Source organism: uncultured Sphaerotilus sp. (assembly GCF_963924895.1).
GTDB lineage: Bacteria > Pseudomonadota > Gammaproteobacteria > Burkholderiales > Burkholderiaceae_C > Sphaerotilus.
On record NZ_CAWURG010000026.1, the window covers coordinates 140,284 to 164,105 of the forward strand.

A 23,822-nucleotide genomic window follows, 5' to 3' on the forward strand; every position below is an offset into this window, starting at 1 on the left:
GTTTCGGGGGTTGGATCGCGGCCGTGGGGATCACGGACGCACGGCGATTTCGTTCTTGACCGACTTCACGCCGCCAACCTTCATCGCCAGCGACTCGGCCATCGCGCGTTCGGTCGTGCTCTTGGCGAAGCCGGACAGCATCACGGTGCCGTTGAGCGTCTCGACGCTGATGCTGCTGGCGTCGACCTGGCGGTTGTCGACGTAGCGGGCCTTGACCGCGGTGGTGATCGCCGTGTCATCGACATAGGCGCCGACACTTTCCTGGCCGCGCGTGACGGCACAGCCGGAGGCGAGTACCAGCGTCATGGCAGCCACGGTGGCGGTGAGGGACAGGGTGAAGCGGCGGGTCAGGGTACGGGTCATGGCAGTGCTCCTGTGAGGGTGTTCGAATCGTCTGGGTCGGTGCGTCAGCGCACCGGACGGACAACTACACTGTAGAAACCCCAGCGATTGCGGGCCATCGGCGGCGGACGCCTGCGGGTGTAGGACAGCACCGCCCCCGGCTGCCGGACACGCCCACCAGCACCGCCGGCACCGCCCGCACCGCGCGCTCACGGCGCGTCAGCCAGCAGCGGCACGACGCAGCGGCTGTCCGCGGCCAGCCCCGCCCAGAGCAGCCGCTCACCCGGACGCAGCAGGCGCTCGCCGGGCGCCAGGGCCACCTGCGCCGCCGTGGAGCGCACCAGCGTGAAGCGCAGGACCCTGCCCTCGCGGCGCAGGGTCAGGGTGGCCTGCGGCCAGTGCGTGGGCAGGCAGGGCGTGAAGCACAGCCCCTGCGCGTCGAGCTGCAGCCCGAACATCGACTCGATCGCCGCCCGGTGCAGCCACGCCGCCGAGCCGGTGTACCAGCTCCAGCCGCCCCGCCCGACATAGGGCGGCTGGCTGTAGACGTCGCCCGCCATCACATACGGCTCGATGCCGTAGACGGCGCCGTACGTCGGATTCGCAGCCCGGTGCGCAGGGCTGAGGTAGGTGAAATAGCGGTAGACCGTGTCGCACGCGGTATCCGCCTCCGCACGCAGCGCATGCGGATGTTGGGCCTGCGCCTCGGCCATCAGCGCCCAGACGCCAGCGTGGGAGTACTGCCCGCCGTTCTCGCGCACCCCGGGCGGGTAGGCCTGGATGTAGCCGGCACTCGGCTCGGCCTTGGCCAGCGGCGGGTCGAGCAGGCGGATCAGCCCGGCGTCGTGGTCGACGAGGTGGGTTTCCACTGCCGCCAGCGCCAGATGCTGCCAGGTGGGTGGCGCCACCTTCGACAGCACCGCCCAGGCCTGCGCGATCAGGTCGATCTTCGCCTCGGGGTTGGCCTGGGCGCCGAGCGCCGAGCCGTCGTCGAAGAAGGCGCGCTTGAACCAGTGGCCGTCCCAGGCCGGGCCGAGCAGGGCCAGCGTCCAGCCCTGGGCGGCGTGTTCCCAGCGCAGGGCGCGTTCCTCGTCGCCGCGGGCGCGGGCCAGCGGCGCAAAGTCCGCCACCAGCTTGCACAGGAACCAGCCCAGCCAGACCGACTCGCCCCGGCCCTCGATGCCGACGCGGTTCATGCCGTCGTTCCAGTCGCCGCTGCCCATCAGCGGCAGGCCGTGGGCGCCGACCGGCAGGCTGCGGTCAATGGCGCGGGCCGCGTGCTCGTAGACCGAGGCCAGCTCCTCGCTCTTGGTGGGGGTGTAGTAGGCGTCCTCGGCACCTTCGGGGATCGGCATGCCGGCGATGAAGGCCACCGGCTGGTCGAGCAAGGCGGTGTCGCCCGTGGTGTGCAGGTAGTGGACGCAGGCGTGGGGCAGCCACAGCAGGTCGTCGGAGAAATGGGTGCGCACGCCTGCGCCCTGCGGCGCGTGCCACCAGTGCTGCACGTCGCCCTCGGCGAACTGCCGCGAGGCGCACAGCACGATCTGGTCGCGCAGCACCTGCGGCGCCGCCCAGGCCAGCGCCATCGCGTCCTGCAACTGGTCGCGGAAACCCGTGGCGCCGCCGGCCTGGTAGAAGCCCGCCTTGGCCCACAGGCGGCAGGCCACCGTCTGGTAAAGCAGCCAGCGGTTCACCATGGCGTCGAACAGCGGATCGGGGGTCTGCACGGTGGTGGCACCGAGCAGCCCGTCCCAGCGCTTGCGCACCTCGTCCACACGCTGCGCCGCCGACTTGGTGGCGGCAACGGTGGCGATGCGGCGCGCGGCGTCGGGGCTGTCCGCATAGCCGAGCAGGAAGACCCGCTCGCCCTGCTCGCCCCCGCCCAGCGTCAGCCGGCTCGACAGGGCGGCGCAGGGATCCAGGCCGATGCCCTGCTGCTGGTCGAAGTGGTCCGGCAGCACGGGGCGGCCCCGCGCGTCGAAGCACTCGCGCCGGTCGCAGGTCCAGTCTTCGCCCTCGCCGTCGGTGTCCGGGCCGGCCAGCGCCAGGAAGGCGGTGCCGCCGCCGAAACCGCCGGCGCGCTCGCGCTGCGTCGCCAGCAGCGCGGTGAGCCGCTGGGCGGGCAGGCGCTGGCGGAGCTGCGCGGTGTGGACGGTGCTGCGGTCGGAGCGGTTCGCGCCCATCATCCATTCCGCCATGCCGATCACGCGCAGCTGCAGCGTGCGCGAGCCGTGGTTGACCAGGTGCAGGCGGACCTGCTTGACCGCCGTGTCCGCGTCGACACACCAGGCCGCCGTCACCGCCAGGTCACCGCGCCGGTGGCGCACGACGCTCAGGCCCTGGCCGTGCGCGACGCGGTAGTCGCCGCCGTCCTCGCCACCATCGCCCGACAGGCCCCAGGCCGAGGGCGTGACGCTCCAGACCTCCAGCGTGCGGCGGTCCTGCAGCAGGAACCACTCGGACTGCGGATCGGCCACCGGGTCGTTCGACCAGGCGGTGAGCTGGTTCATGCGGCTGTTCACGGCCCAGGTGTAGCCACCGCCGGCCTCGGACACCTGCGTGCCGAAGTCGGGGTTGGACAGCACATTGATCCACGGCCGCACCGGCCGCCGGCCCGCACCGACCGGAAAGCGGAAGTCGCCCGATGCAGGATCGAACGCCCCCTCGGTGGTCGCCACCCGGGCGGGCACCGCGCTGGCCACGAGCACAGCGGTCGAGACCTCCTGCCGTGCCGCGAGCGACTGCTCGTGCCACGCACTCCAGGCCTGGACGTGGTGCAGCAGCGGCCGGCCGTCGCCATGGAAGCGCACCCGTGCCAGCGTCTTCAGCGTGGACAGCTCGTCCGCGCTCAGCTCCTCCGTGCTCAGCACATGCAGCGTCGTGCTCGGCGCACCGGGCACGCGGCGCTCGGCGGCGCTGTCGGCGGTGTGGCGGTCGCGCAGCACGTGGATCTCGCGCTGCACCGGCATCAGGTAGGACGCCGGCTCGGCATTGACCACCACCAGATCGCAGGCCACCTCGCCCCAGGACCACAGCCGCAGCGCCTGCGCCAGCGAACGCACCAGCCCCAGGTCCTGCACGGTGGCGATCTGGACCAGCACCAGCGGCCGCTCGCCCGACAGCCCGAAGCGCCAGAGCAGGCGCCGGTCGCAGACACCGAGGTCTTCCAGCGCGACCGTCCGCGTCGGCGGCCGGGTCACGCTGAACAGCAGCACCGTGGACAGCAGCTGCACCGCCGCAAAGTGTTCCGGGCTGATGCGCAGCGCGCGCAGCCGGATGCCGGTCAGCGTGGCCGACATCAGCGAGGCGCGCTTGACGTGGCTGGGCTGGCGGTACTTGTCGATCACGGCGTGCAGCGTGCCGCCGTTGTCGGACGCGGCGGTGGCAAAGGTGAGCTGCGACACCGAATGGGGCGCCAGCCGCAGCCGCACGGCCATCGCGCAGACGGGGTCCAGCCCGGTGTCCAGCCGGACGCGCTCGTCACCCGTGCCGACCGGCGCGGCATCGAACTCCGCCAGCGGATCGCCCACCGCCCGGTTGCGGCCGAGCCAGCGCTGGCGGTCGGTCTGCAGGCGCACCTCGGTGGTCTGCGGATCGGTGTCGGCCAGGAAATGCGCCACCTGCAGGCCGTGCTCGGTCGGCAGCCGGGGCTGGCGGGCGAAGATCAGCGCCTGCTGCGAGGCCTGCCATTCGGCGCGCACGAAGAGGTTGGTGAAGGCGGGATGCGCCTCGTCCGCGCGGGCATCCGACAGGGTGATGTCGAAGGCCGAGAGCAGCTCGACCTCGATCGTGCGGTCGCTCAGGTTGTGCAGCTCGACCTGGCGGAACTCGATGTCGTCCTCCGGGCTGACCCAGACGGTGATGTGCGCCTGCAGCTCGGTCCAGCGCGCGTCCAGGCAGACCCGGTCGGCGTGGAAGATGCTGTGGTAGTGGGCGGCGGGGTCGGGCGCGGGGTGCTGGGTGAGGGACACCGGCGTCGGCTGGCGGTCCCAGCGCAGGTAGAAGAAGCTGCCTTGGGCGTCGCGCAGCGCGTCGTCGCGCCAGCGGGTGATGCCTGTTGCGCCCCAGCGGCTCCAGCCGGCGCCGTTGGCGCGCAGCGAGACGTTGTAGCGGCCGTTCGAGAGCACATGGGTCGGCTCGATCCCGGCCACGCCCGGCACCACCTCGCGCAGCAGGCCCGGGGCGCGGCGCTGCAGCGCCTGCAGCGGCGGGCCGGCCGGCGGCGCCTCCAGCACGGGCACTTCGCGCGGCGCACGTTCGTGCAGCAGCGATTCGACCGCCTCGATGTGCGCATTCGCCATGCCCCAGCGCTGCGCCACACCGCCCAGCAGCACATTGGCCAGCGCGACGATGGTCATGCCCTGGTGGTGGGCCATGAAGGTGCTGACGGGCGTGAAGGTCGCGCCGTCGCCTTGCCGCGAGGGCGAAAAATCGAGGGCTTCCAGGAAACCATACGGTCCCCGCGCGCCCAGCTTTTCCAGTGCCGTGAAGTTCGCGGACGCCCGCTTGGGGGCGATCAGCGCCGCGAGCGCGGTGGCGTAGGGCGCGATCACCAGCTCGTCCGGCGGCGTGCGGCGCAGGGCCAGCCGCGGCACGCCCTGCGGTGCGTACTGGTAGGCCAGCGTGTGGTCACGTCCGGCATAGGCCGATTCGGAAATGCCCCAGGGCACGCCCTGCCCGTCCGCGAAGGCGATCTGCTCGCGCAAGGCGGCGTGGCAGGCCTCGCGCAGCACGCTGCCGTGCGGCTCGTCCAGCACGAGGCTGGGCATCAGGTACTCGAACATCGAGCCGGACCACGAGCGCAGCCCCGCGTGGTCGCCCACCGCGTAGAACGGCCGGCCGAGCGCGGACCAGTGGCCCACTGGTACGTCGCCCTTGGCGATGGCCAGCAGGCTGGTCAGGCGGGACTCGGAGGCCAGCAGGTCGTAGAAACCGGCGTCGAGCTGCTGCTCGGTGACGCGGTAGCCGATGTGCAGCAGGTGGCGCTTGCGGTGGTAGAGGAAGCTGAAATCGGCTTCCCAGGCGAGCTGCTCGCAGGCGGCGGCCAGCGCGCGCAGGCGCTGCACCGTGTCGGGCGTTTCAGCCTGGTCCGGCGCCTCGGCCAGCGCCAGACAGGCTTGGGCGACCGCGAGCAGGTGGCCGCTCAGGTTGCCGCTGTCGACGGTGGAGACGTACATCGGCAGCAGCGGCGCGCCGGACTGCGTGTCGTACCAGTTGAGGAAGTGGCCGCGGTGGCGCTCCAGCGTGGCGAGCGTGGCCAGCGTGGCTTCGAGCCGGCTCACCAGCTCGGGCGTGCCGATCCAGCCGAAGGCGCGCGCACAGGCGGTGCTGAGCAGGTAGAGGCCGATGTTGGTCGGCGAGGTGCGGTGCGCGACCATGTCGTGCGGCAGGGTCTGCAGGTTGTCGGGCGGAAGGAACCGGTCCTCCGGGCCGATCACGCGCTCGAACAGGCGCCAGGTGTCGCGGGCGATGGACGCCAGGCGGGCCTGCTCGGCGGGGGGCAGCTCGGCATCCGCGCGGGCCGGACGGGGCCGGCTCACCCACCAGGTGGTCAGCGGGGAGCACGCCCACAGCAGGCACAGCGCCGCAGAGAAGACCGGGTACGGCGTGTCCACGGCCAGCAGGATGCCGAACAGCACCAGCGCCACGACCGGCTCCGAGGCATGGCCCCGCGCCACCACGCGCAGATCGACCGAGGCCGCAGCCTGCGCCGCAGCCGCGGTGGTCCACTGCAGCAGGTGGCGCCGGCTGACCAGCATGCGGTACAGCGCGCGGACGATCGCGTCCACCGCCATCAGGGCCTGTTGCAGCAGTTGCGCCAGCAGATACAGCCCGCTGCCCAGCGCACGCCCGACGTCGCGCGCCGCGGCGTTGAAAAAGTAGCCCCGGGCCAGGTCTTCACGGCCCGGCAGGAAGCCGGCGACCGCGCCCATGGTCGGTCCGGCGGCGAACGCAGCCAGCACCAGCGCCAGCGCCACCCACGGTGACACGCCCACCCCGGCCAGCGAGAGCAGCAGCAGCCCCAGCGACATCGGCGTGACCAGCGAGCGGCGCAGGTTGTCGAACAGTTTCCAGGCGTTCACCGCGCGCAGCCCGTAGCGGCGCGGCTGCAGCAGGAAAGGCAGCAGCTGCCAGTCGCCGCGTGTCCAGCGGTGCACGCGCGAGGCGGCCACATCGGCGTGGAAGGGGGCGTCCTCGACCAGCGCGATGTCGGTGACGGCGGCGCAGCGGGCCATCGAGCCTTCGAGCAGGTCGTGGCTGAGCACACGGCCTTCGGGCAGGCGGCCGGCCAGCACGGCGTGCATGGCCTGCACGTTCAGCAGGCCCTTGCCGGTGAAGGTGCCCTCGCCGAACAGGTCCTGGTAGACCTCGGAGCTGGCGGCGCTGTAGGGGTCGATGCCGCACTGGCCGGCAAACAGCCAGTGGTAGACGGTGACGTCGGTCGGCGCCGGCAGCGGCGTCATGATGCGCGGCTGCAGGATGCCGTAGCCGGCGACCACGGCGCGGCCCGTGGCGTCGAAGCGCGGCTGGTTGTGCGGGTGGGCGGCCACGCCGACCAGCTCGCGCAGCCGGCCAGGGGGCAGGCGGGTGTCGCTGTCAAGCGTGACCAGGTAGCGGGTGTCCGGCGCGATGGCCGACTCGGCACCCAGATCGAGGAAGGGTGCGGGCTGCCCCGGCACCGGGGAGGCGATGGCACCGATCAGCTGCTCCAGCTTGCCGCGCTTGCGCTCCCAGCCGATCCAGCGCTGCTCGGTCGGGCTGAACAGGCGCTCGCGGTGCAGCACGATGAAGCGCGGGGCGTCGGTGTGGTCTGCGCTGTTGGCGGGATGGCGGGCGTTGAGGGCACGGACCTGCCGGACCGCATCGTCCAGCAGCGCCGCGTCCGTCGCGCAGTGCTGGGTGTCGGCGTCCGCCCAGTCGGTCAGCAGCGCAAACTGGGTGTGGCGCTCGGGATTGGCCAGGTGGTGCAGCAGCAGCCGGTGCGTCAGCGCGCGGGTGGCCGCCGCGTCGGTCAGCATGCCCGGGATCACCACCATGACGCGGTGTTCGGCCGGAATGCCCTCCGCCAGCGCCAGCCGCGGCAGGTGCTGCGGCCGGGTGGACTCGCTGATGAGCCGGTGCAGCACGGCCACGACCGCCTCGGACACCGGGAACAGCATCAGCACGACCCCTAGCACGCCGCCGAGCAGGTGCCAGTCGCTGAGCACGGCGACCCCGTGGCGCCGCATCAGCCAGGCGATCGAGCCCAGGGTGCCCGCCATCAGCACCCCCAGGTAGATCGGCAGCGCCAGCCGGCGCACCGCCGCCATCCAGACCTGCGCCGCCCGTTCGTGCAGCCCGAGGGCCGCCAGCAGCGCCGGCCGGCCGGCGTCGAAGAGCCAGTGTCCCGCCGTGGCCGCGGCTTGCTCGGGGCCGGTCGCGGTGCGCATCTGGTCGAGCAGTGCGTCGGCCACCTGCACCTCGCTGAGGCCGCTGCGCCGCGCGAGCAGCTCGATGCCGTGCAGCGTCTGGTCGCGCGTGATGGCCTGTTCGGCGGCGAACACCGGCGAGTCCAGCAGGCGCTGCATCAGCGCACTGGTGCGGCAGACGATGTCGGCCCAGTCGGCGTCCCCGATGGCGCGCAGCGCGGTGACCGCGTTGCTCACGCTCAGGTTGTCGGCGGCCTGGTCGGCGCGCTGCTGGGTCTGCAGCGCGGCCAGGTCGGGCAGCGCGCTGTGCAGCCAGTCCAGCACCGCCGCCTGCGCCGGGGTCACCCCGCCGACCCAGCGGTCCTGCAGCCGCAGCGCCATCTGCGCCAGGAACACCGGCCCGACGCCCCGCCGCACCAGCACCTCCAGCAGGCGGTCCAGATCCACCAGCGGGCAGGTGTCGATGCGGTCGCAGCACAGGTTGGCCACTTCGCGGGCGGCCTTGTTGGTCGCCACCCGCTCGGCCAGCCGGCGCAGGTTCTCGATCAGCACCACGCGCAGCGTGGTCGGCAGCGCCCACAGCTCGCTCAGGTTGAGCGGCCGCACCTCCTGGTAGGCACACAGGAACTGCACCAGCAGGTCATCGTCGAAGGCGCCGTCCGTGTGCGCCACAAAGGCCCAGGCGACGCTGTAGATGCGCGGCAGGCCGGCCAGCGGCTCGTCCACCAGCACCGGCAGCGCGCGGAAATAGCGCCGCGGCAGGCCGTCGTGGATCTCCTTGAGCTGCGCCTCGATCAGGTGGAAGTTGTCGAGCAGCCACTCGGCGGCGGGGCTGATGTCGTAGCCGGTGGCCGCCTGCACGCCGATGTAGCGGTGGGCGTGGCGCAGCGCGTCGATGTTGCTGCGCAGGCGCGGGAAGAAGGTCTGCGCGTGCGAGGTCGCCCGCTCGGCGCGGTGCGTCTCGGCCAGGCTGCGGCCATGCTGCGCGAAGCGCTGCGGGCCGAAGATCTCCGCGCGGATGGGCGGCTGCACGGCGTCCGAAGACGCGCCGAGGATGTCCTGCAGTGCCGACGAGGCGTCCGGGACCAGGCGCAGAAGTTCCTGTGGCGCCATGCCTCAGAGGACCAGCCAGCCAGCCACCACCAGTGCCATCACGCCCAGCGCGGTGGTCACGAGGTGCGAGGCGATGAAGCCGTGCACCACCTCGGCGCGACAGCGCGCGGCGAACAGCCGGCCGCGCAGGCCTTGGCACAGATCCAGGTGGTCGCCCTGGGCCGACAGCTCCATGGGCGAGGTGTCGGCGGTGTCACCGAACGAGGCGGTGCTCCAGTGCGGGCCGGACTGAAAGGGAGTGGTCATGGAAGGCTCCGGCTGCGGCACCAGGGGTGCCGCGAAAAAGGGGATTGGGAGGGCACGATGGTGCGGTGCACCACGGCCGCCGTCTGTCAGACGAGGTGCCGCGCTGCGAAGGACGGGACGCCGAGCGTGTCGGTGTAAGACTGGCAGTCGGTGGCGTAGCAGGTGCACGCGCTGGCTTCGAGTCCGGCCCGGTCCAGCACCTGCAGCTCGCCCCGGTGGTAGAGGATCAGACCGCGGCGCTGCAGCGCGCCGGCCGCCACGGTGACCCCCACCCGGCGCACGCCGAGCATGTAGGCCAGGAACTCGTGCGTGACCCGGAAGTGGTCGGCATGGGCGCGGTCCTGGCTCATCAGCAGCCAGCGCGCCAGCCGCGGCTTGATGAGGTGAAAACGCAGGCAGGCCGCCGAGGTGGCCAGCTGCGCCATGCGCACGTACAGAAAGCGGTGGAGGTAGTGCTGCAAGGCCTGGCTGCGGGCCAGCTCCACCAGGAAATCGCAGGTGCTCACCCGCCAGGCCGTGCCGGCACCCTGCACCACCGCCTGCAGCGGCACCGCCGGCATGCCCAGCGCCAGCGAAGCGCCGAGCACGCCCTCGCGGCCGATCATGCCGACCTCCAGACCCGGGTGGCCATCCAGATGGGTCACCAGCGAGATGAAGCTGTCGAGCGGGAAATGGACATGCTCCAGCGGCGCGCCACGCTCGCACAGCACCTGCGCCAGCACCAGCGGCACCGGTTCGCAGCGGGCCAGCAGGCGCTTGCGATCCAGTTCGGGCAGCAATTCGATCAGGTGATTCCGGACAGGGGTCATGCGGCACTCCGGTGCGGTGATACCCCGAGATGGGCAGAAACAGGCGACGAGAAGGCCAGACTGTGCCCGCGGACCGGCGGCGGATCTGTGCGGTAGCACGCATACCCCACCCCCCCTTGGATGGGGGGGCCATGTTCGCTGGCGCACAGACCGCCGCGGGCACAGCTTCTACAAGACACAGGAGTCCAAGCCCGCACCGGAGGCCTGTCCGGTGACTACGAAAGCACGCTATGCATACCCCTCTCATTCGCCATTTCAAGCTGGTCCCGAAGGCCATTGCCCTCGCAGCGGTGATCGCGCTCACGGCCATGCCGGCACACGCGGCACCCGAGCTGGGATCCGCCCAGAGCTTCGCCGTGCTCGCCGGCACCACAGTGACGGATGCCCACAGCGCCCCGAACCTGCCCACGCAGATCTTTGGTGACCTGGGCACCAGCCCCGGCGCCTCGATCACCGGTCTGTTCTCGGGCGTCAACGTCAACGGCGGGACCGTGCACGCCAACGACGCGGTCGCGCAGCTGGCCCTCACGGACGCCACGACCGCCTACAACGCCCTCGCCGCACAGGCTTTCGATTCCAACCTGACCGGTCAGGTGATGGGCTCGCCCGGACTCACCACGCTGACGCCCGGGGTCTACCACTTCAACACCTCGGCCCAGCTGACCGGCACGCTGGTGCTCGATTTCCAAGGTGATCCGAACCGCGACTTCATCTTCCAGATCGGCAGCACGCTGACCACCGCCAGTGACTCCTTCATCAGCGTGCTCAACGCTGGCGCCGGCAGCGGCATCTACTGGCAGATCGGCAGCTCCGCGACGCTGGGCACCGGCACCGACTTCGCCGGCAACCTGCTCGCGCTGACCAGCGTGACGCTCAACGATGGCGCGCAGATCATCTGCGGCCGTGCCATCGGCCTGAACGGCGCGGTCACGCTGGTGGACAACGCCATCTCGAACGACTGCGGGATGCAGAACTTCGGCACCGGCCTGGTCGATGCGGGCAGTCTCGGCTTCAGCGGCGGCCCCCTGGCACCGGTGACGCCGGTGCCGGAACCGGCAACGGCGATGCTGTTCCTGGCCGGACTGGCGGGTCTGGGCGCGACCCGGCTGAAGGCCTGGCAGCGCAAGCGCTGACCAGACAGTGGTGATGGGCGCTGCAGGTCACTGCAGTGCCTTGACCAGCGCGTCGAACTGCGCGTGCAGCGACTGGTCATGCCGCGTCACCGGCGGAATCGGCAGGTCGATCTCCAGCAGCTGGTAGACGTCGATGTCGGTCACGGTGCAGTCCGTGACCAGGCGCACGCCCTGCGCCTCCAGCCAGCGCTGCAGCGGCAGCACCAGCGAGTCGTACTGGTTGTAGACCGTGCGCTTGACGCCGGCCAGGGTCTCGATGCGCGAGAACTCCAGCAGGAAGCGGTGCAGATAGCGGCGGAACTCGACCGCGCTGTGCCAGGGCTGGAAGGCGAAGGTGGTCGACCAGAGGAACCAGAACTCGGTCTCGAAAAACGACGGCGACAGGCAGTCGGTGATGCAGCGAGAAGCCCATGGCATGCACCGGCACCTTGGCGCGCCGGCAGTCGATCAGCCGCGCCATGGCATTGGCCTGGTGCAGCGCGTTGAAGGCGACGGTCTCGTCGTACACGGTCTGCTCGGCGTGCTCCAGCGACGGAATCGAGCGGAACAGGCCCCAGGTGCACTCGTAGTTGTCGGTGGTGAGCATGCGGCCACCGCGCAGGGAGTAGCCGTGGTCGGGGTGGCCGGCGCCGTCGAGGCTGCCGCCCAGGACGGACGCGGCCTCCAGGATCGTGATGCAGCGGCCGGGCACGCCGCCGTCCCGGACCATGAAGGCCGCCGCGGCCAGCGAGCCGATGCCGCCGCCGATGAGGTAGGCCTGAAAGGGTTGGTTTTCGTGTTTGGGATGCATGTCGAACCTTAGGGGCGACACGGGTTCCGGTCGGTGCGCTGCACAACACAAGGGCCCTGTCGAGCCCCGCCAGCCGCCCACCCCCCGAAGTCAATGGCAATGTTCGGTAGGACACAGACGCCAACCATGCCCGATGGAACGATCAGGTTTCTTGCCCCTGTCACCCCCACCGAAAGCACCCGATGCGACTCCATTTCACCCTCCTCGCCGCCACTGCCGCCATCGCCAGCACGCTCGCTTTCAACGCCCAGGCCGCCACCACCGACTGGGGTGTGCATGACGCGCTCGAAGTCGCTTCGGTCCGCACGCCGGTCGGCAGTTTCAATGACACCTACCAGTTCAGCCTCGCCGCCGTGGAGACCCTGTTCAGCACCGCCGTGTCGAACAACCTGACCAGCGCACTGAACATCACCGGTGGCCAGGTCTCGCTGTTCCGCGAAGCCGGCGCCGTGGACACCACGGTCGGCAGCTTCGCGTTCAACGACGTCACGGGCAGCATCTCGCACGCCTTTGGCATCCTGACTGCGGGCGACTACTACTACGAAGTCTCCGGCGCCGGCACCGGCAGCCTGGGTGGCTTCTACACACTCAGCTCGACCCTGCTGCCCGTGTCGCCCGTGCCCGAAGCCGACTCGCTGGCGATGATGCTGGCTGGCCTGGGCGTGCTGGGCTTCCTCGGCCGCCGCCGCATCCGCTGATCGACAGAACCATGCGGCAGCGCACAGACCGTGCGCGCCGCAGCCGGTATCGTTGCGGGCATGCAGGCCACCCGAACCGACCTCGACGACCCCTCCCTGCTGAGCCCCGACGCCGTGGCACGGGCGCTGGGCACCGATCTCGCCCAGGGCCTGAGCGCCGACGAGGCCACCCGCCGCCGCGCGCAGGACGGCCCGAATGCCCTGCGCTCCACCCGACGCACCAGCCTCTGGAAACGGGCGCTGGGCCAGTTCACCGATCCGCTGGTGTTGCTGCTGCTCGCGGCGGCGGCCATCGCCGCTGGCGTCTGGGCGCTCGACGGGCGCCACGGCTGGCCGCTGGACGCCATCGTGATCGGGCTGGTCGTCGTGCTGAACGCCGTGCTGGGCCTGTTGCAGGAAGCCAAGGCCGACCACGCCGTCGCGGCACTCGCGCGGATGACCGAGGTCACCTCGTCCGTGCTGCGCGGCGGCCAGCTCCAGCGCATCCCCAGTACCGATCTGGTGCGCGGCGACCTGCTCGTGCTGGCCGAGGGCGACGCGGTGGGCGCCGACGCGCGGTTGGTCGCGGCGGCTGCGCTGCACGTGCAGGAAGCGCCGCTCACCGGCGAGAGCGAATCCGTGCTCAAGGACACCGCGACGTTGCCCGAAGCGGTCAGCCTGGGCGACCGGCTGTGCATGGTCTACAAGGGCACGGCGATCGTGCAGGGCAGCGGCCAGGCGCTGGTCACCGCCACCGGCATGGACTCCGAGATGGGCGCCATCGCCACCCTGCTCGACGCCACCACCGCCGCACCCACACCGCTGCAACTCGAGATTGCCCGCATCAGCCGCACGCTCGGGCTGGCGGCGGCGGTGATCGCACTCGTCGTGGTCGGCACGGTGCTGGCGATGTCGGCCACGCACACCCCGGCCGACCTGGTGCGCATGCTGCTGCTGGGCGTGTCGCTGGCGGTGGCGGTGGTGCCGGAGGGCCTGCCGGCGATCCTGTCGGTGGTGCTGGCGATGGGCGTGCAGCGCATGGCCGGTCGGCAGGCGATCGTGAAGACGCTGGCCGCGGTGGAAACGCTGGGCTCGGCCTCGGTGATCGCGTCCGACAAGACCGGCACGCTGACCCGCGCCGAGATGACCATCGTGCGCGTGGTGACCGCCTCGGGCAGCACGCAGGTCACCGGCGTCGGCTACGCGCCGGATGGCCGGGTCGAACACCAGGGCGCCGCCCTCGCCGCCGGGCCGCTGCGCGACGAGCAGACCGCCGTGCTCAGCGGCGGCAGCCTGGCGGGCAACGCCGACCTGCGCCAGACGGAAGAAGGCGTCTGGGAGATCCAGGGCGACCCGACCGAAGCGGCCTTCCTCGTTGCCGAGCGCAAGCTGGGCGCGCACACGCGCCGCACCACGCGCTTCGAGCGCATCGCCGAGCTGCCCTTCACCTCCGACCGCAAGATGATGTCCACCATCGCGCGCGACCACGACCACGGTGACCAGCGCGTGCTCATCACCAAGGGCGCGCCGGACGTGCTGCTCGGGCGCTGCACCCGGGCGCGGGTCGGGCTGGAGATGGTGGCGCTGGACGCGGACGGGCGCGCGCGCATCCTGCGCGACGTCGGCACGCTGACCGACGCGGCGCTGCGCACGCTGGCCGTCGCCTACCGCCCGCTCGGGCCGGACGAAGACACCAGCGCCGCGAACGAGGCGCTGGAGCGCGACCTCGTCTTCGTCGGCACGGTCGGCATCATCGACCCGCCACGCCCCGAAGCGGCGGTGGCGATCCGGGAAGCCCACGGCGCCGGCATCCGCGTCGTCATGATCACTGGCGACCACCCGCGCACCGCGGTGCGCATCGCCACGGATCTCGGCATCGTCGAGGCCAGCGCGCCCGTGCTGACCGGCGCCGACCTCGATGCGCTGGACGACCCCGCGCTCGCCGAGGCCGTGCGCCGCACCAGCGTCTATGCCCGCGTGGCGCCGCGGCACAAGCTGCGCATCGTCGCGGCGCTGCAGGCCGACGGCAACGTGGTGGCGATGACCGGCGACGGCGTCAACGACGCGCCCGCGCTCAAGGCCGCCGACATCGGCATCGCCATGGGCCGCACCGGCACCGAGGTCACCAAGGACGCGGCCCGCATGATCCTGGCCGACGACAACTTCGCCACCATCGTCCACGCGGTGCGCGAGGGCCGCGGCGTGCTGGACAACATCCGCAAGTTCCTGCGCTACCTGCTGTCGTCCAACCTGGGCGAGGTGCTGACGGTGTTCCTCGGCATCGTCGGCGCGGGACTGCTCGGCTTGCACGGTGAAGGTGGCGCCGTGGCCGTGCCGCTGCTGGCGACCCAGATCCTGTGGATCAACCTCATCACCGACGCCGGCCCGGCGCTGGCGATGGGCGTCGATCCGATCACCGAGGACGTGATGGCGCGCCGCCCGCGCAAGCCGACCGAGCGGGTGATCGACGGGCGGCTGTGGGCGGGGGTGGTGGAGATCGGCGTCGTGATGGCGCTGCTGACGCTGTTCACGCTGGACCTGTTCCTGCCGGGCGGGCTGGTCGAAGGGACACAGCCGCTCGCCCAGGCCCGCACCGCCTGCTTCACCGTGCTGGTGCTGACGCAGCTGTTCAACTGCTTCAACGCCCGCTCGGAGACGGCCAGCGCCTTCCGGGGGCTGTTCGCCAACCACTGGCTGTGGGGCGCGGTGCTGCTGTCCGGGCTGCTGCAGGTGGCGGTGGTGGAGGTCGGCGCGCTGAACCTGGCCTTCGGCACCGTGCCGATGCCGGCGGCGCAGTGGGGGCTGTGCGTGGCGATCGCCAGCGGGGTGCTGTGGTTCAGCGAGCTGCGCAAGGCCATCCGGCGTGCGATGGCGCACAGACGACAGTGACCCCAAACGGTACAAGTGGGCACCTGATGGGAGTCCAGAGCATGCCGAGCACCGAAACCGTAACGAGACACCCCCAGACACTGGCCGCCCCGCCGTCGGCCCAATCCAGTCCCTCGAACGTGGACATCGCGCCCGAGGACTGGGATCTCATGCTGGATGCCGTCACGGCCCGACTGCGCACCCACAGCACATCGCAACAGGCGGTCATGCTGGAATGTGCGGCCGCCTTGGAGCAGCTGCACGCCGCACTGCGCCACGAGCGCGCCACGGCCTGTGCCGAACTCGCCGGCATCCGGGACGGCGAACAGCGCGCCCGCCGGATGGCGCGCCACGACGCTCTGACCGGCCTGCCCAACCGCAGCGATTTTCACGACCAGCTCGACCGCGTGCTGGCCGCGCGCCACGGTGGCTCCCAGTCCGTCGGCGTGCTCTACCTCGACCTCGACGGTTTCAAGCACATCAATGACACGCATGGACACGCCACCGGCGACACGCTGCTCCAGATCGTGGCGGCGCGGCTGAGCCGCGCAGTGCGCGCCGAAGACGTCATGAGCCGACTCGGCGGAGACGAATTTGCCTGCATGTTGCCAAGCCTGCAAAACCGGGAGCAGCTCAACCGGCTGGCCCGCACGCTGTTCCAGGTGGTGTCGGCGCCCGTGGTGATCGACCAGCTGCAGCTCATCGTCCGGCCCAGCATCGGCGTGACCATCTGCCCGGACGATGCGACCACCGCCGAGCTGCTGCTGCGGCGCGCCGACGCCGCGATGTACAGCGCCAAACGCCAGCAGTGTGGCTACGTCTTCTTCGACCACCTCGACACCAGCCCCTGAGGCCAGGCCTGCACCACCGCCTCGTGCACCAGTTGCTGGCACAGGCCGCTGACCAGGCCGGGCCGGACCAGCCAGCGCCACGGCCGGCTCCAGGCCAGCAGGCCACCCACCACGACCGCGCCCGCGATGAGCCCGACAGGATGGCGCTGCGCCACCGGGCGCAGCACCGCATTGGCCACGTCGATCGCCGCGGTGCCCCCGACATGCAGCGGGTGGCTGCGCCACCAGCTCCGCAAGGCGTCGGCCGCCAGGTCCGCACCGGTGGTCCTGGCCGCGCCTGACGTGCCACTGGACGGCGTGTGTCCCGCCGCGCGCAGGGCAAGTTTCAGGTGGTTGCGCGAGCGCTCCAGGCGGTCTGCCGCGTCGGATGGAGTCAGGTGCATCACACGGCCCCCACCTGGCGCAGCATCTGCAGATCGGCCTGGAGCTGGTCCTTCAGGTTGGCGAATGCCTGCCGTTCACCGCCCGCACGGGCCGCCAGCACACACCCCAGCGCCAACAGGGCCGGCAGCAGCGGTGCGGCCACCAGCGCCCAGGGCGCCTCGATCCGCGCCGCAGGAATCACCGCCCACAGCATCAGCGCCACCCCTGCCAGCACGGTGGCGACAGCGGCGCTGCACAGCGCTGTCGCCCCCAGCAGCAGCTGGCGCTTCCAGGCGCCAGTGACCACGTCGAGGTCCGCGTTGGCAAGCTCGGCGTAGGCCTGTGCGTGGTCGACGAGCAACTGCGGCCGGGTGGCGATCAGGTGGAGCAGCGCGTGGGCCATGGCGGTCAGTCGCGGTGGTGGTGGGATCCGCGCATCAGGCCGATCAGGCCCATCAGCGCCGCGCCGGTGGCGGCCGCGATCAGCATCGACTTGACCGGGTCGTGCCGGATGTAGCTGACCGTGTTGTCGGAGGCGTGCCGGGCCGAGTTGCGCAGGGCAGCAGAACTGTCATGCAGCGAGTTCAGGCCGCGGTGCGTCATCGAGCTGGCGCGGTTGGCGGCACCATCGAGCAGCGGCTCGGCCTGGGCACGCAGGGCTTCGATGGCCCCGGTCAGACTGTCGAGCGCGTCGGTGGCGACACGCTGCGCGGCCTTGATGGCGTGGTCGGCCGACTCGGCGGCCTGGTCGGCCAAGTGGTTGGTGGTCGCCTCGACGGAAGCGGGGGCAGTGGAAGAGTTGCTGGAAAACATGAGGGATCCTTCGGGTTGTTTGAACCGAGTTTGCTGCGACCCGTCCGGCGCCGCCATCGGCGTCCCGGCCCCCCACCTGTCGGGCAAGCGCGTCAGGCGGCGTAGGACGCGACCGACAGCCCCGGCAGCCGCACCCGCAACACGGTGCCCTGCCCCGGCGCGGACAGCACTTCCAGCGTGCCGTGCACCGCTTCGACGCGGTAGCGCATCCCCACCAGCCCGTAGGCCGACCCCCGCTTTGCCGCGGGATCGAAGCCCACGCCGTCGTCGCGCACCAGCACCTCGACCTGCTCGCCCCGCTGCGCCATGTCGAGCCAGACGTGGCGCGCCCCGGCGTACTTGCTGATGTTGGTGACCGCCTCCTGCACCAGCCGGTAGACCACCAGCTCCGACGCCGCAGGCAGGGGGATGTGCGCCAGCGCGCAATGCACCTCCACGCCGGAACGCTCGGCGAACTCGCGCGCCAGGATCTCCAGCGTCGCCGCCAGGCCGAGGTTGGTCAGCGTGGACGGGCGCAGGTCCTCGATGATGCGGCGGCCCAGCGCGATGGCGCCGTTGAGCATCTCGACCAGGTGCGCCAGCCGCTCCAGCGCTTCGGGCGGCGCGCCGGCCAGTCGGGGGCGGATGCGCGCGGCGTCCAGCTTGGCCGAGGTGAGCAGCGCGCCGAGGTCGTCGTGCAGGTTGCGCGCCAGGCGGCTGCGCTCGTCCTCGCGGGCGGTCTGGAGGTGGTGGGTCAGCTCGGTGAGCTGCAGCGTGCGCTGGCGGACCAGCGCGTCGAGCTGGGCCCGCTCCTGCTCGCGGGCCTGTTCCAACTGCCGGGCCTGCTCGCGCAGCACGGTGCGCTGGAGCGCGCGGAGGCGCGCGTACAGCACCAGCGCCAGCAGGCCGGCCAGCACCGCCGTCGCGCCAAGCCAGCGTTCAAGGTTCATCGCGGGGACTCCGGTTGTCTTGCATGGCAATGCCTTGCCTTGTGTTCAGTCCGCCAGGGCGAATCGGTGGGATCATGGGTCCAGGAGCACACCCCACCCCATGATTCGCATTGCCATCGTCGACGACCACCCCATGGTGCGCGCCGGACTGCGCCAGTTCTTTTCCGACCAGCCGGACTTCTCTGTCGTCGGAGAAGCCGCCAATGGCCGCGAGGCCCTCGACATCGTGCGCCGCGGCGAGCTGGATGTCATCCTCATGGACATCGCCATGCCGGACCACGGCGGGGTCGACGCGCTGGCCGCGATCAAGGCCCGCGCACCCGACCTGCCGGTGCTGATCCTCAGCGGTTTCCCGGAAGCGCACTACGCCACCACCCTGCTGCGCCAGGGCGCCAGCGGCTACCTGAACAAGGACTGCGACCCGGAGGAGATCGTCAAGGCGATCCGCACGGTCTGCCGCGGTCGCAAGTACATCACCGCCGGCGTGGCCGAACAGCTCGCCGAGGGCCTGGGCCGCAGCGACGACAAGCCGCTGCACGAGCACCTCTCCGAGCGGGAGCTGCAGGTCTTCCTGCGCCTGGCCGCGGGCGAGACCATCGGCCACCTCGCCGAGAGCCTGTCGCTCAGCGTCAAGACCGTCAGCACCTACCGCAGCCGCGTGATGGAGAAGATGCAGCTCGCCTCCAACAGCGACCTGACCTACTACGCACTCAAGAATGGGTTGATCCAGTAGCCACCTGCAGCTGGGAGCAGTAGGCGATCAGCGCGTCGATGTCGTAGGACTTGTCGAACACCCGGTCCGCGCCCAGCGCCAGACACTTGCGCCGCATCTCGGGCGTCGTGTAGTTGCTCAGCACCACCATCCGGTGCCGCGGCTGCTGGTCCTGCATCGTGCGCAGCACGCCCAGCCCGGAGCCGCCCTTCAGGAAGATGTCGACGATCACCAGCTCCACCGCGTGCTGGGGTGCCATCAGCCACTGCACTGCGGTCGACTCGTCCTCGGCCACGCCAACCACTTCGGCCGGCACCAGCTCTTCGAGGGTCGCGATGAGGTTCTCGCGGATCACCCGGCTGTCTTCAACGATGTAGGTCTTGAGCGGATGCGGGGGCATGGAGGGACGGCACACAGGGCAATGGAACTCCGGCCCGAGCTTACGTGCGTTCACCAGCGGCCGCCATCCGGCAGAACGACTGTTGCGCTGTCGGACAACGCCTACGTGTGCTGATTGGCGCCTGAACAGGCCAGAACCAGGGTGCGCCACCGCACGGACAGCCCGGCGGTCCGCCGCGATAAACGGATGGTCAGGCCGCCAGACAGACGGCCACACCCCACCACCATCCCCGAGGACCGCACCATGAACCACCGCTTTCAATTCAAGATCAAGTCCGCCATCGTGCTGTGCGGCATGTTCGGCATGCTCGTGGCCCAGGCCGACGCGATGACCCGCGCCGATTTCCAGGCCGGCAAGACCCGCATCAGCGCCGAGTACAAGACCAACAAGGCCGCGTGCAGCACCCAGTCCGGCAATGCCCGCGACATCTGCGTCGAGGAAGCCAAGGGCAAGGAGAAGGTAGCCCGCGCCGAGCTGGAATTCGGCTACACCGCCAAGCCCGCCGACCAGACCAAGCTGCTGGTCGCGAAGGCCGAATCCGCCTACGCCATCGCCAAGGAACGCTGCGACGACCAGTCCGGCAATGCCAAGGACGTCTGTGTCAAGGAAGCCAAGGCCGCCGAGGTCAAGGCCCTGGCCGACTCGAAGATGGGCGAGCAGATCCGCGACGCCCGCACCGAAGCCACCGACGACAAGCGCGATGCCGACTACAAGGTGGCCGTGGAGAAGTGCGATGCGTCCTCGGGCGATGTCAAGGCGGCCTGCGTGGCGGCCGCCAAGTCCCGGTTCGGCAAGATGTGAGCCTGAGGTGAAGTGACGAGGCGCCGGACGCTGCTCAGACCGCCAGGGTGGCGGGCAGCAGCCGGTCGTACTCGTGCTTGACCACGGCGTAGCACTCGCAGGTGCGCGTCTCCAGCCCAGGGCGGTCGAGCACCGAGATGTGCCCCCGCGCATAGCGGATCAGCCCGGCCGCCTGCAGCTTGAGCGCGGCCTCGGTCACGCCCTCGCGGCGCACGCCCAGCATGTTGGCGATCAGCTCCTGGGTCATCACCAGTTCGTGGCTGTCGAGCCGGTCCAGGCTCAGCAGCAGCCAGCGGCAGAGTTGCTGGTCGAGCGAGTGGTGGCGGTTGCAGACGGCCGTCTGCGCCATCTGGGTGATCAGGGCCTGCGTGTAGCGCAGCAGCAGGTGCATCACCGGTCCGGCGCGGTCGAACTCGTCCTTCATGAGTGCCGCCTTGAGGCGGTAGCCGAAGCCAGCGCTTTGCACCACGGCCCGGCTCGGCGTGGAGTCCCCGCCCATGAACAGCGAAATCCCCACCAGACCTTCGTTGCCGACGACGGCGATTTCCGCGGACGAGCCGTTTTCCATCACGTACAGCAGCGAGACGATGGCACTGGTCGGAAAGTACACATGGCCCAGCGTGCGGCCGGACTCGTAGAGCACCTGCCCCAGCGGCATCTCGACCCACTCCAGTTGCGGCAGCCAGCGGCCCAGTTCGGCCGGCGGCAAGGCGGCCAGCAGGTGGTTCAGGTTCGGATCGGCAGTGAGGGACATCTGGAAACTCCGAGGCTCAACCGGAACGAAAGGTCGGCGTCGCAACGGCCGGGCAAAGTGTGCCTGTGAACTATAGGCGGAAAAGTCGAATTTCAATGTTCGGCACCGCACAGACAGCCCATCCGACTCCACCTAGCTTGATGGAGATCAGACTCTTTCAAGGCCCCCGATGAAGCTGTTCACACTGGAACACAGCAAGACCGCCTACCAGGCCGATCTGGTGTTCTACAGCGCCGCGGTGGTGGCCATGGCAACCCTGTTGCTGCTGGCCGCACCCCGTGTGCACTGGGTGGGCCTGTCCGTCTGCGTGGCGATCGGCGCAGCGGCCTGGACCGCCATGGAGTATGGCGCGCACCGCTTCGTGCTGCACGGCATCGCCCCGTTCAGCCGCTGGCACGCCGTGCACCACGAGCGCCCGTCGGCGCTGATCTGCGCACCCACGGTGATCAGCGCGGCGCTGATCGGCGGGCTGGTCTTCCTGCCCGCGTGGGCGTTGTTCGGGCTGTGGCCGGCGGCGGCGCTGACCCAGGGCGTGCTGGTCGGCTACCTGTTCTACACCGTCACCCACCACGCCACGCACCACTGGCGCGCCCGCCGTCCGTGGCTCAAGGAGCGCAAGCGCTGGCACGCCCTCCACCACCGCCGCGGCGAGTGGCCGGCGTACTACGGCGTCACAACGTCGTTCTGGGACCACGTGTTCGGCAGCGTACAGACCCCCCGAGGTGTCGGCCTTACAACAGATCCTTCGCACCGAACCACGCTCTGAAGGAAGACCATGAGAACAATGCACGCCCTGCGCACCCTGACCACGCTGATGCTGGCCGGCTTCGGCGCCCTGAGCACTACCGCGGCGCTGGCCCAGCTCCGGGCAGCCCCCTATGCCTACGGCGGCCTGTCGGTCGGACAGTCCCGCGCCAAGGTCGACGAAAACCGCATCGCCAACAGCCAGCTCGGCGCCGGCCTGACCACCTCCAGCGTCACCAGCGATGAAACCGACACCGCGTACCGCATCTTCGGCGGCTACCAGTTCACCCGCAACATCGGCCTGGAAGCCGGCTACTTCGACCTCGGCAAGTTCGGCCTGAACGCCACCACCGTGCCTGCCGGCAACCTGATCGGCGAGATCAAGAACCAGGGCGCGCACCTGGACCTCGTCGGCACGCTGCCGGTCACCGACCGCCTGTCCGCACTCGCCCGCATCGGCGCGCACTACTCCAAGTCCCGCGGCAACTTCCGCGGCACCGGCGCCGTCACCCCGCTCAACCCGATCCCGAGCACCCGTGAAACCAACGTCAAGCTCGGCGTGGGCCTGCAGTACGCGGTCAATTCGGCTTTCCTGGTGCGCGGTGAAATCGATCGCTACCAGGTCAACGACTCGGTCGGGCACCGGGGTGGCGTGAACGTGGTGTCGATGAGCGTGGTCTTCCCCTTCGGCAGCGCGCCCGAGCCGACGCGCATGACCCGGGCTGAACCCGCGTATGTGGCCCCCGTGGTCGCCGCCGCGCCGCCGGCCCCGGAACCCGCTCCCGTCATCGTGGCCGCCCCGGTCGCACCGCCGGCGCCCCCCGCCCCGCCGCCGCGCCGCCGCGTGAGCTTCACGGCCGAGTCGCTGTTCACCTTCGACCAGTCGAACGTGCAGCCTGAAGGACGCGCGGCGCTGGACAAGTTCGCCAGCGAACTCGCCGGCACGCAGTACGAGACGATCAGCGTCGAAGGCCACACCGACCGCCTCGGCAAGCCGGCCTACAACCAGAAGCTCTCGATGGAACGGGCGACCGCCGTCAAGGACCATCTGGTGAGCACCGGGCACATCGACCCGGCGAAGATCTCGGCCACCGGCAAGGGCGAATCCACTCCGGTCACCAAGGCGGAAGACTGCAAGGGCAACCGCCAGACGCCGGCCCTCGTCACCTGCCTGCAGCCGGACCGCCGGGTCGAGATCGAAGTGACCGGCACAAAGTAATCAGCTTGCGCTGAGCAAGTACCAAACAGTGCGGGCCGGGGACTTCAACAGTCCCCGGCCCGCACTGCTTAATACACCAGCGTCATGCGGTCCACGACATTGCGCACCCCGGGCGTACCCCAGGCCGCGTGCGTGGCGGTCTCGCGCTCGTCCCAGTTGCGCACGGTGCCGGTCAGCGTCACATCACCGCCATGCACCTGGACAGCGATGTGCCGTGCGTCGGCCACCGCCGTGCGCTTCAGCGCCGCCTCGATGACCTGTTTGACCCCTGTGGCAGACGCCGCAGCCTGGACGGCGATCTGGTTGCTGACGCCCGTGACGCCCATCAGGTGGCGCACGCTGTCGGTGGCCGCCTGGCGCTGGAACTGCCAGTCGACCTTGCCCGACAGCGTCACCCAGCCCCCTTCGACGACCACCCGGATCCCGCCGGAGGTGAGCGTCGTGGTCCACTCCAGCAGGTTCTCGACCGCCGCGGCAATGTCGGCATCCGTTCGCTCGCTCAGGCTGGTGAGCTGCACCTGCAGTTCGGTTGCCAGGGCCTTGACGCCGGTGACCCGCTGGGCGGCGCGCTCGGCGTGCCACTTTTCGGCGTAGCTGTCGACCTGCCCGGCCAGCGTCACGACACCGTCCTTGACCTCCACACCGATGCGCGCGGCATGGACCGCGGGTTCCCAGTCGAGTTCTGCGCTCACGTCCTGCTGCAATTGGCTTTGACATCCTCCCCGCCCTAAAGGACGGGGATTCCTCCTGCGAGACGCGCATGCCCGCGCGCGGCGATGTTCTTGGCTGCGTTCACGTCGCGGTGGTGTTTCGCCCCGCACTCGCAGCAAGTCCACCGCCTCATTCCAA

Annotated in this window: 20 protein-coding genes and 1 pseudogene; 8 read left to right on the forward strand and 13 right to left on the reverse strand. The window is 70.5% G+C overall.

Translation table 11 applies throughout. The annotated features are described in order from the left end of the window. Nucleotides 1–30 precede the first annotated feature (30 nt). The 4 genes from AABN02_RS11370 to AABN02_RS11385 form a co-directional block, all read right to left on the reverse strand. Entirely contained in the window at nucleotides 31–363 is a 333-nt protein-coding gene (locus AABN02_RS11370; protein WP_338415049.1) for a BON domain-containing protein, read from the reverse strand. 188 nt (nucleotides 364–551) lie between these two features. After that, nucleotides 552–8,864, reverse strand: coding sequence for a glucoamylase family protein (locus tag AABN02_RS11375; protein WP_338415050.1), 8,313 nt, complete (start codon nucleotides 8,862–8,864; stop codon nucleotides 552–554). Nucleotides 8,865–8,867: 3 nt separating this feature from the next. Next, nucleotides 8,868–9,110 carry a hypothetical protein gene (locus tag AABN02_RS11380; RefSeq protein ID WP_338415051.1) on the reverse strand — a complete coding sequence of 81 codons (243 nt, stop codon included), beginning with the start codon at nucleotides 9,108–9,110 and terminating at the stop codon, nucleotides 8,868–8,870. Between the two features lie 86 nt (nucleotides 9,111–9,196). Further along, nucleotides 9,197–9,919: a Crp/Fnr family transcriptional regulator gene (locus AABN02_RS11385; RefSeq protein ID WP_338415052.1), complete on the reverse strand. Its 723-nt coding sequence runs from the start codon at nucleotides 9,917–9,919 to the stop codon at nucleotides 9,197–9,199. Nucleotides 9,920–10,149: 230 nt separating this feature from the next. Here AABN02_RS11385 and AABN02_RS11390 point away from each other — a divergent pair, with 230 nt between their 5' ends. After that, on the forward strand, nucleotides 10,150–11,052 hold the full coding sequence (locus AABN02_RS11390; RefSeq protein ID WP_338415053.1) for an ice-binding family protein: 903 nt from the start codon (nucleotides 10,150–10,152) through the stop codon (nucleotides 11,050–11,052). Between the two features lie 27 nt (nucleotides 11,053–11,079). Here AABN02_RS11390 and AABN02_RS11395 read toward each other — a convergent pair whose 3' ends face one another. Further along, nucleotides 11,080–11,469 carry an oleate hydratase gene (locus AABN02_RS11395; RefSeq protein ID WP_338415073.1) on the reverse strand — a complete coding sequence of 130 codons (390 nt, stop codon included), beginning with the start codon at nucleotides 11,467–11,469 and terminating at the stop codon, nucleotides 11,080–11,082. A 184-nt stretch (nucleotides 11,470–11,653) separates the two neighbouring features. Beyond that, a pseudogene (locus AABN02_RS11400) lies at nucleotides 11,654–11,842 on the reverse strand (oleate hydratase); the annotation flags it as partial. Nucleotides 11,843–12,024: 182 nt separating this feature from the next. Between AABN02_RS11400 and AABN02_RS11405 the strand changes: the two are divergent. The 3 genes from AABN02_RS11405 (at nucleotide 12,025) to AABN02_RS11415 (ending at nucleotide 16,238) form a co-directional block, all read left to right on the forward strand. Next, nucleotides 12,025–12,540, forward strand: a complete 516-nt coding sequence (locus tag AABN02_RS11405) for an FxDxF family PEP-CTERM protein (RefSeq protein ID WP_338415054.1) — start codon at nucleotides 12,025–12,027, stop codon at nucleotides 12,538–12,540. 60 nt (nucleotides 12,541–12,600) lie between these two features. Then, complete coding sequence (locus AABN02_RS11410) at nucleotides 12,601–15,408, forward strand: cation-translocating P-type ATPase (protein WP_338415055.1); 2,808 nt, start codon at nucleotides 12,601–12,603, stop codon at nucleotides 15,406–15,408. A 119-nt stretch (nucleotides 15,409–15,527) separates the two neighbouring features. Beyond that, nucleotides 15,528–16,238, forward strand: coding sequence for a GGDEF domain-containing protein (locus AABN02_RS11415; protein WP_338415056.1), 711 nt, complete (start codon nucleotides 15,528–15,530; stop codon nucleotides 16,236–16,238). Here AABN02_RS11415 and AABN02_RS11420 read toward each other — a convergent pair. The 4 genes from AABN02_RS11420 to AABN02_RS11435 all read right to left on the reverse strand — a co-directional run bounded on the left by AABN02_RS11420 (nucleotide 16,202) and on the right by AABN02_RS11435 (nucleotide 18,343). After that, nucleotides 16,202–16,621: a hypothetical protein gene (locus AABN02_RS11420; protein WP_338415057.1), complete on the reverse strand. Its 420-nt coding sequence runs from the start codon at nucleotides 16,619–16,621 to the stop codon at nucleotides 16,202–16,204. The two genes, AABN02_RS11415 and AABN02_RS11420, sit on opposite strands and share 37 nt — an antisense overlap. Next, nucleotides 16,621–17,004: a hypothetical protein gene (locus AABN02_RS11425; RefSeq protein WP_338415058.1), complete on the reverse strand. Its 384-nt coding sequence runs from the start codon at nucleotides 17,002–17,004 to the stop codon at nucleotides 16,621–16,623. Before AABN02_RS11425 ends, AABN02_RS11420 begins: the two co-directional genes overlap by 1 nt. Nucleotides 17,005–17,009: 5 nt before the next feature. After that, nucleotides 17,010–17,414, reverse strand: a complete 405-nt coding sequence (locus AABN02_RS11430; protein WP_338415059.1) for a hypothetical protein — start codon at nucleotides 17,412–17,414, stop codon at nucleotides 17,010–17,012. 92 nt (nucleotides 17,415–17,506) lie between these two features. After that, nucleotides 17,507–18,343, reverse strand: coding sequence for a sensor histidine kinase (locus tag AABN02_RS11435; protein ID WP_338415060.1), 837 nt, complete (start codon nucleotides 18,341–18,343; stop codon nucleotides 17,507–17,509). A 100-nt stretch (nucleotides 18,344–18,443) separates the two neighbouring features. Here AABN02_RS11435 and AABN02_RS11440 point away from each other — a divergent pair, with 100 nt between their 5' ends. Beyond that, nucleotides 18,444–19,076 carry a response regulator transcription factor gene (locus AABN02_RS11440; RefSeq protein ID WP_179635381.1) on the forward strand — a complete coding sequence of 211 codons (633 nt, stop codon included), beginning with the start codon at nucleotides 18,444–18,446 and terminating at the stop codon, nucleotides 19,074–19,076. On the opposite strand, the gene AABN02_RS11445 is transcribed toward AABN02_RS11440, so the two are convergent. Continuing rightward, nucleotides 19,054–19,455: a response regulator gene (locus AABN02_RS11445; protein ID WP_338415061.1), complete on the reverse strand. Its 402-nt coding sequence runs from the start codon at nucleotides 19,453–19,455 to the stop codon at nucleotides 19,054–19,056. The genes AABN02_RS11440 and AABN02_RS11445 overlap by 23 nt on opposite strands. A 243-nt stretch (nucleotides 19,456–19,698) precedes the next feature. Here AABN02_RS11445 and AABN02_RS11450 point away from each other — a divergent pair, with 243 nt between their 5' ends. Beyond that, complete coding sequence (locus AABN02_RS11450) at nucleotides 19,699–20,256, forward strand: hypothetical protein (protein ID WP_338415062.1); 558 nt, start codon at nucleotides 19,699–19,701, stop codon at nucleotides 20,254–20,256. Nucleotides 20,257–20,290: 34 nt separating this feature from the next. Here AABN02_RS11450 and AABN02_RS11455 read toward each other — a convergent pair whose 3' ends face one another. Further along, nucleotides 20,291–21,010: a Crp/Fnr family transcriptional regulator gene (locus AABN02_RS11455; RefSeq protein WP_338415063.1), complete on the reverse strand. Its 720-nt coding sequence runs from the start codon at nucleotides 21,008–21,010 to the stop codon at nucleotides 20,291–20,293. Nucleotides 21,011–21,179: 169 nt separating this feature from the next. Between AABN02_RS11455 and AABN02_RS11460 the strand changes: the two genes are divergently transcribed. Both AABN02_RS11460 and AABN02_RS11465 read left to right on the forward strand, forming a co-directional pair. Beyond that, nucleotides 21,180–21,776: a sterol desaturase family protein gene (locus tag AABN02_RS11460; RefSeq protein WP_338415064.1), complete on the forward strand. Its 597-nt coding sequence runs from the start codon at nucleotides 21,180–21,182 to the stop codon at nucleotides 21,774–21,776. A gap of 9 nt (nucleotides 21,777–21,785) precedes the next feature. Further along, on the forward strand, nucleotides 21,786–22,973 hold the full coding sequence (locus tag AABN02_RS11465; RefSeq protein ID WP_338415065.1) for an OmpA family protein: 1,188 nt from the start codon (nucleotides 21,786–21,788) through the stop codon (nucleotides 22,971–22,973). A gap of 68 nt (nucleotides 22,974–23,041) precedes the next feature. Here the strand turns inward: AABN02_RS11465 and AABN02_RS11470 are convergent, their stop codons facing one another. Next, nucleotides 23,042–23,677, reverse strand: coding sequence for a BON domain-containing protein (locus AABN02_RS11470; protein ID WP_338415066.1), 636 nt, complete (start codon nucleotides 23,675–23,677; stop codon nucleotides 23,042–23,044). Nucleotides 23,678–23,822 lie beyond the last annotated feature (145 nt).

What these genes read in the sequence shown, in the direction of transcription:
- AABN02_RS11370 (WP_338415049.1), bottom strand. Translation starts at nt 363, where the DNA reads ATGACCCGTACCCTGACCCGCCGCTTCACCCTGTCCCTCACCGCCACC.
- AABN02_RS11375 (WP_338415050.1), bottom strand. Translation starts at nt 8,864, where the DNA reads ATGGCGCCACAGGAACTTCTGCGCCTGGTCCCGGACGCCTCGTCGGCA.
- AABN02_RS11380 (WP_338415051.1), bottom strand. Translation starts at nt 9,110, where the DNA reads ATGACCACTCCCTTTCAGTCCGGCCCGCACTGGAGCACCGCCTCGTTC.
- AABN02_RS11385 (WP_338415052.1), bottom strand. Translation starts at nt 9,919, where the DNA reads ATGACCCCTGTCCGGAATCACCTGATCGAATTGCTGCCCGAACTGGAT.
- AABN02_RS11390 (WP_338415053.1), top strand. Translation starts at nt 10,150, where the DNA reads ATGCATACCCCTCTCATTCGCCATTTCAAGCTGGTCCCGAAGGCCATT.
- AABN02_RS11395 (WP_338415073.1), bottom strand. Translation starts at nt 11,469, where the DNA reads ATGCCATGGGCTTCTCGCTGCATCACCGACTGCCTGTCGCCGTCGTTT.
- AABN02_RS11405 (WP_338415054.1), top strand. Translation starts at nt 12,025, where the DNA reads ATGCGACTCCATTTCACCCTCCTCGCCGCCACTGCCGCCATCGCCAGC.
- AABN02_RS11410 (WP_338415055.1), top strand. Translation starts at nt 12,601, where the DNA reads ATGCAGGCCACCCGAACCGACCTCGACGACCCCTCCCTGCTGAGCCCC.
- AABN02_RS11420 (WP_338415057.1), bottom strand. Translation starts at nt 16,621, where the DNA reads ATGCACCTGACTCCATCCGACGCGGCAGACCGCCTGGAGCGCTCGCGC.
- AABN02_RS11425 (WP_338415058.1), bottom strand. Translation starts at nt 17,004, where the DNA reads ATGGCCCACGCGCTGCTCCACCTGATCGCCACCCGGCCGCAGTTGCTC.
- AABN02_RS11430 (WP_338415059.1), bottom strand. Translation starts at nt 17,414, where the DNA reads ATGTTTTCCAGCAACTCTTCCACTGCCCCCGCTTCCGTCGAGGCGACC.
- AABN02_RS11435 (WP_338415060.1), bottom strand. Translation starts at nt 18,343, where the DNA reads ATGAACCTTGAACGCTGGCTTGGCGCGACGGCGGTGCTGGCCGGCCTG.
- AABN02_RS11440 (WP_179635381.1), top strand. Translation starts at nt 18,444, where the DNA reads ATGATTCGCATTGCCATCGTCGACGACCACCCCATGGTGCGCGCCGGA.
- AABN02_RS11445 (WP_338415061.1), bottom strand. Translation starts at nt 19,455, where the DNA reads ATGCCCCCGCATCCGCTCAAGACCTACATCGTTGAAGACAGCCGGGTG.
- AABN02_RS11450 (WP_338415062.1), top strand. Translation starts at nt 19,699, where the DNA reads ATGAACCACCGCTTTCAATTCAAGATCAAGTCCGCCATCGTGCTGTGC.
- AABN02_RS11455 (WP_338415063.1), bottom strand. Translation starts at nt 21,010, where the DNA reads ATGTCCCTCACTGCCGATCCGAACCTGAACCACCTGCTGGCCGCCTTG.
- AABN02_RS11460 (WP_338415064.1), top strand. Translation starts at nt 21,180, where the DNA reads ATGAAGCTGTTCACACTGGAACACAGCAAGACCGCCTACCAGGCCGAT.
- AABN02_RS11465 (WP_338415065.1), top strand. Translation starts at nt 21,786, where the DNA reads ATGAGAACAATGCACGCCCTGCGCACCCTGACCACGCTGATGCTGGCC.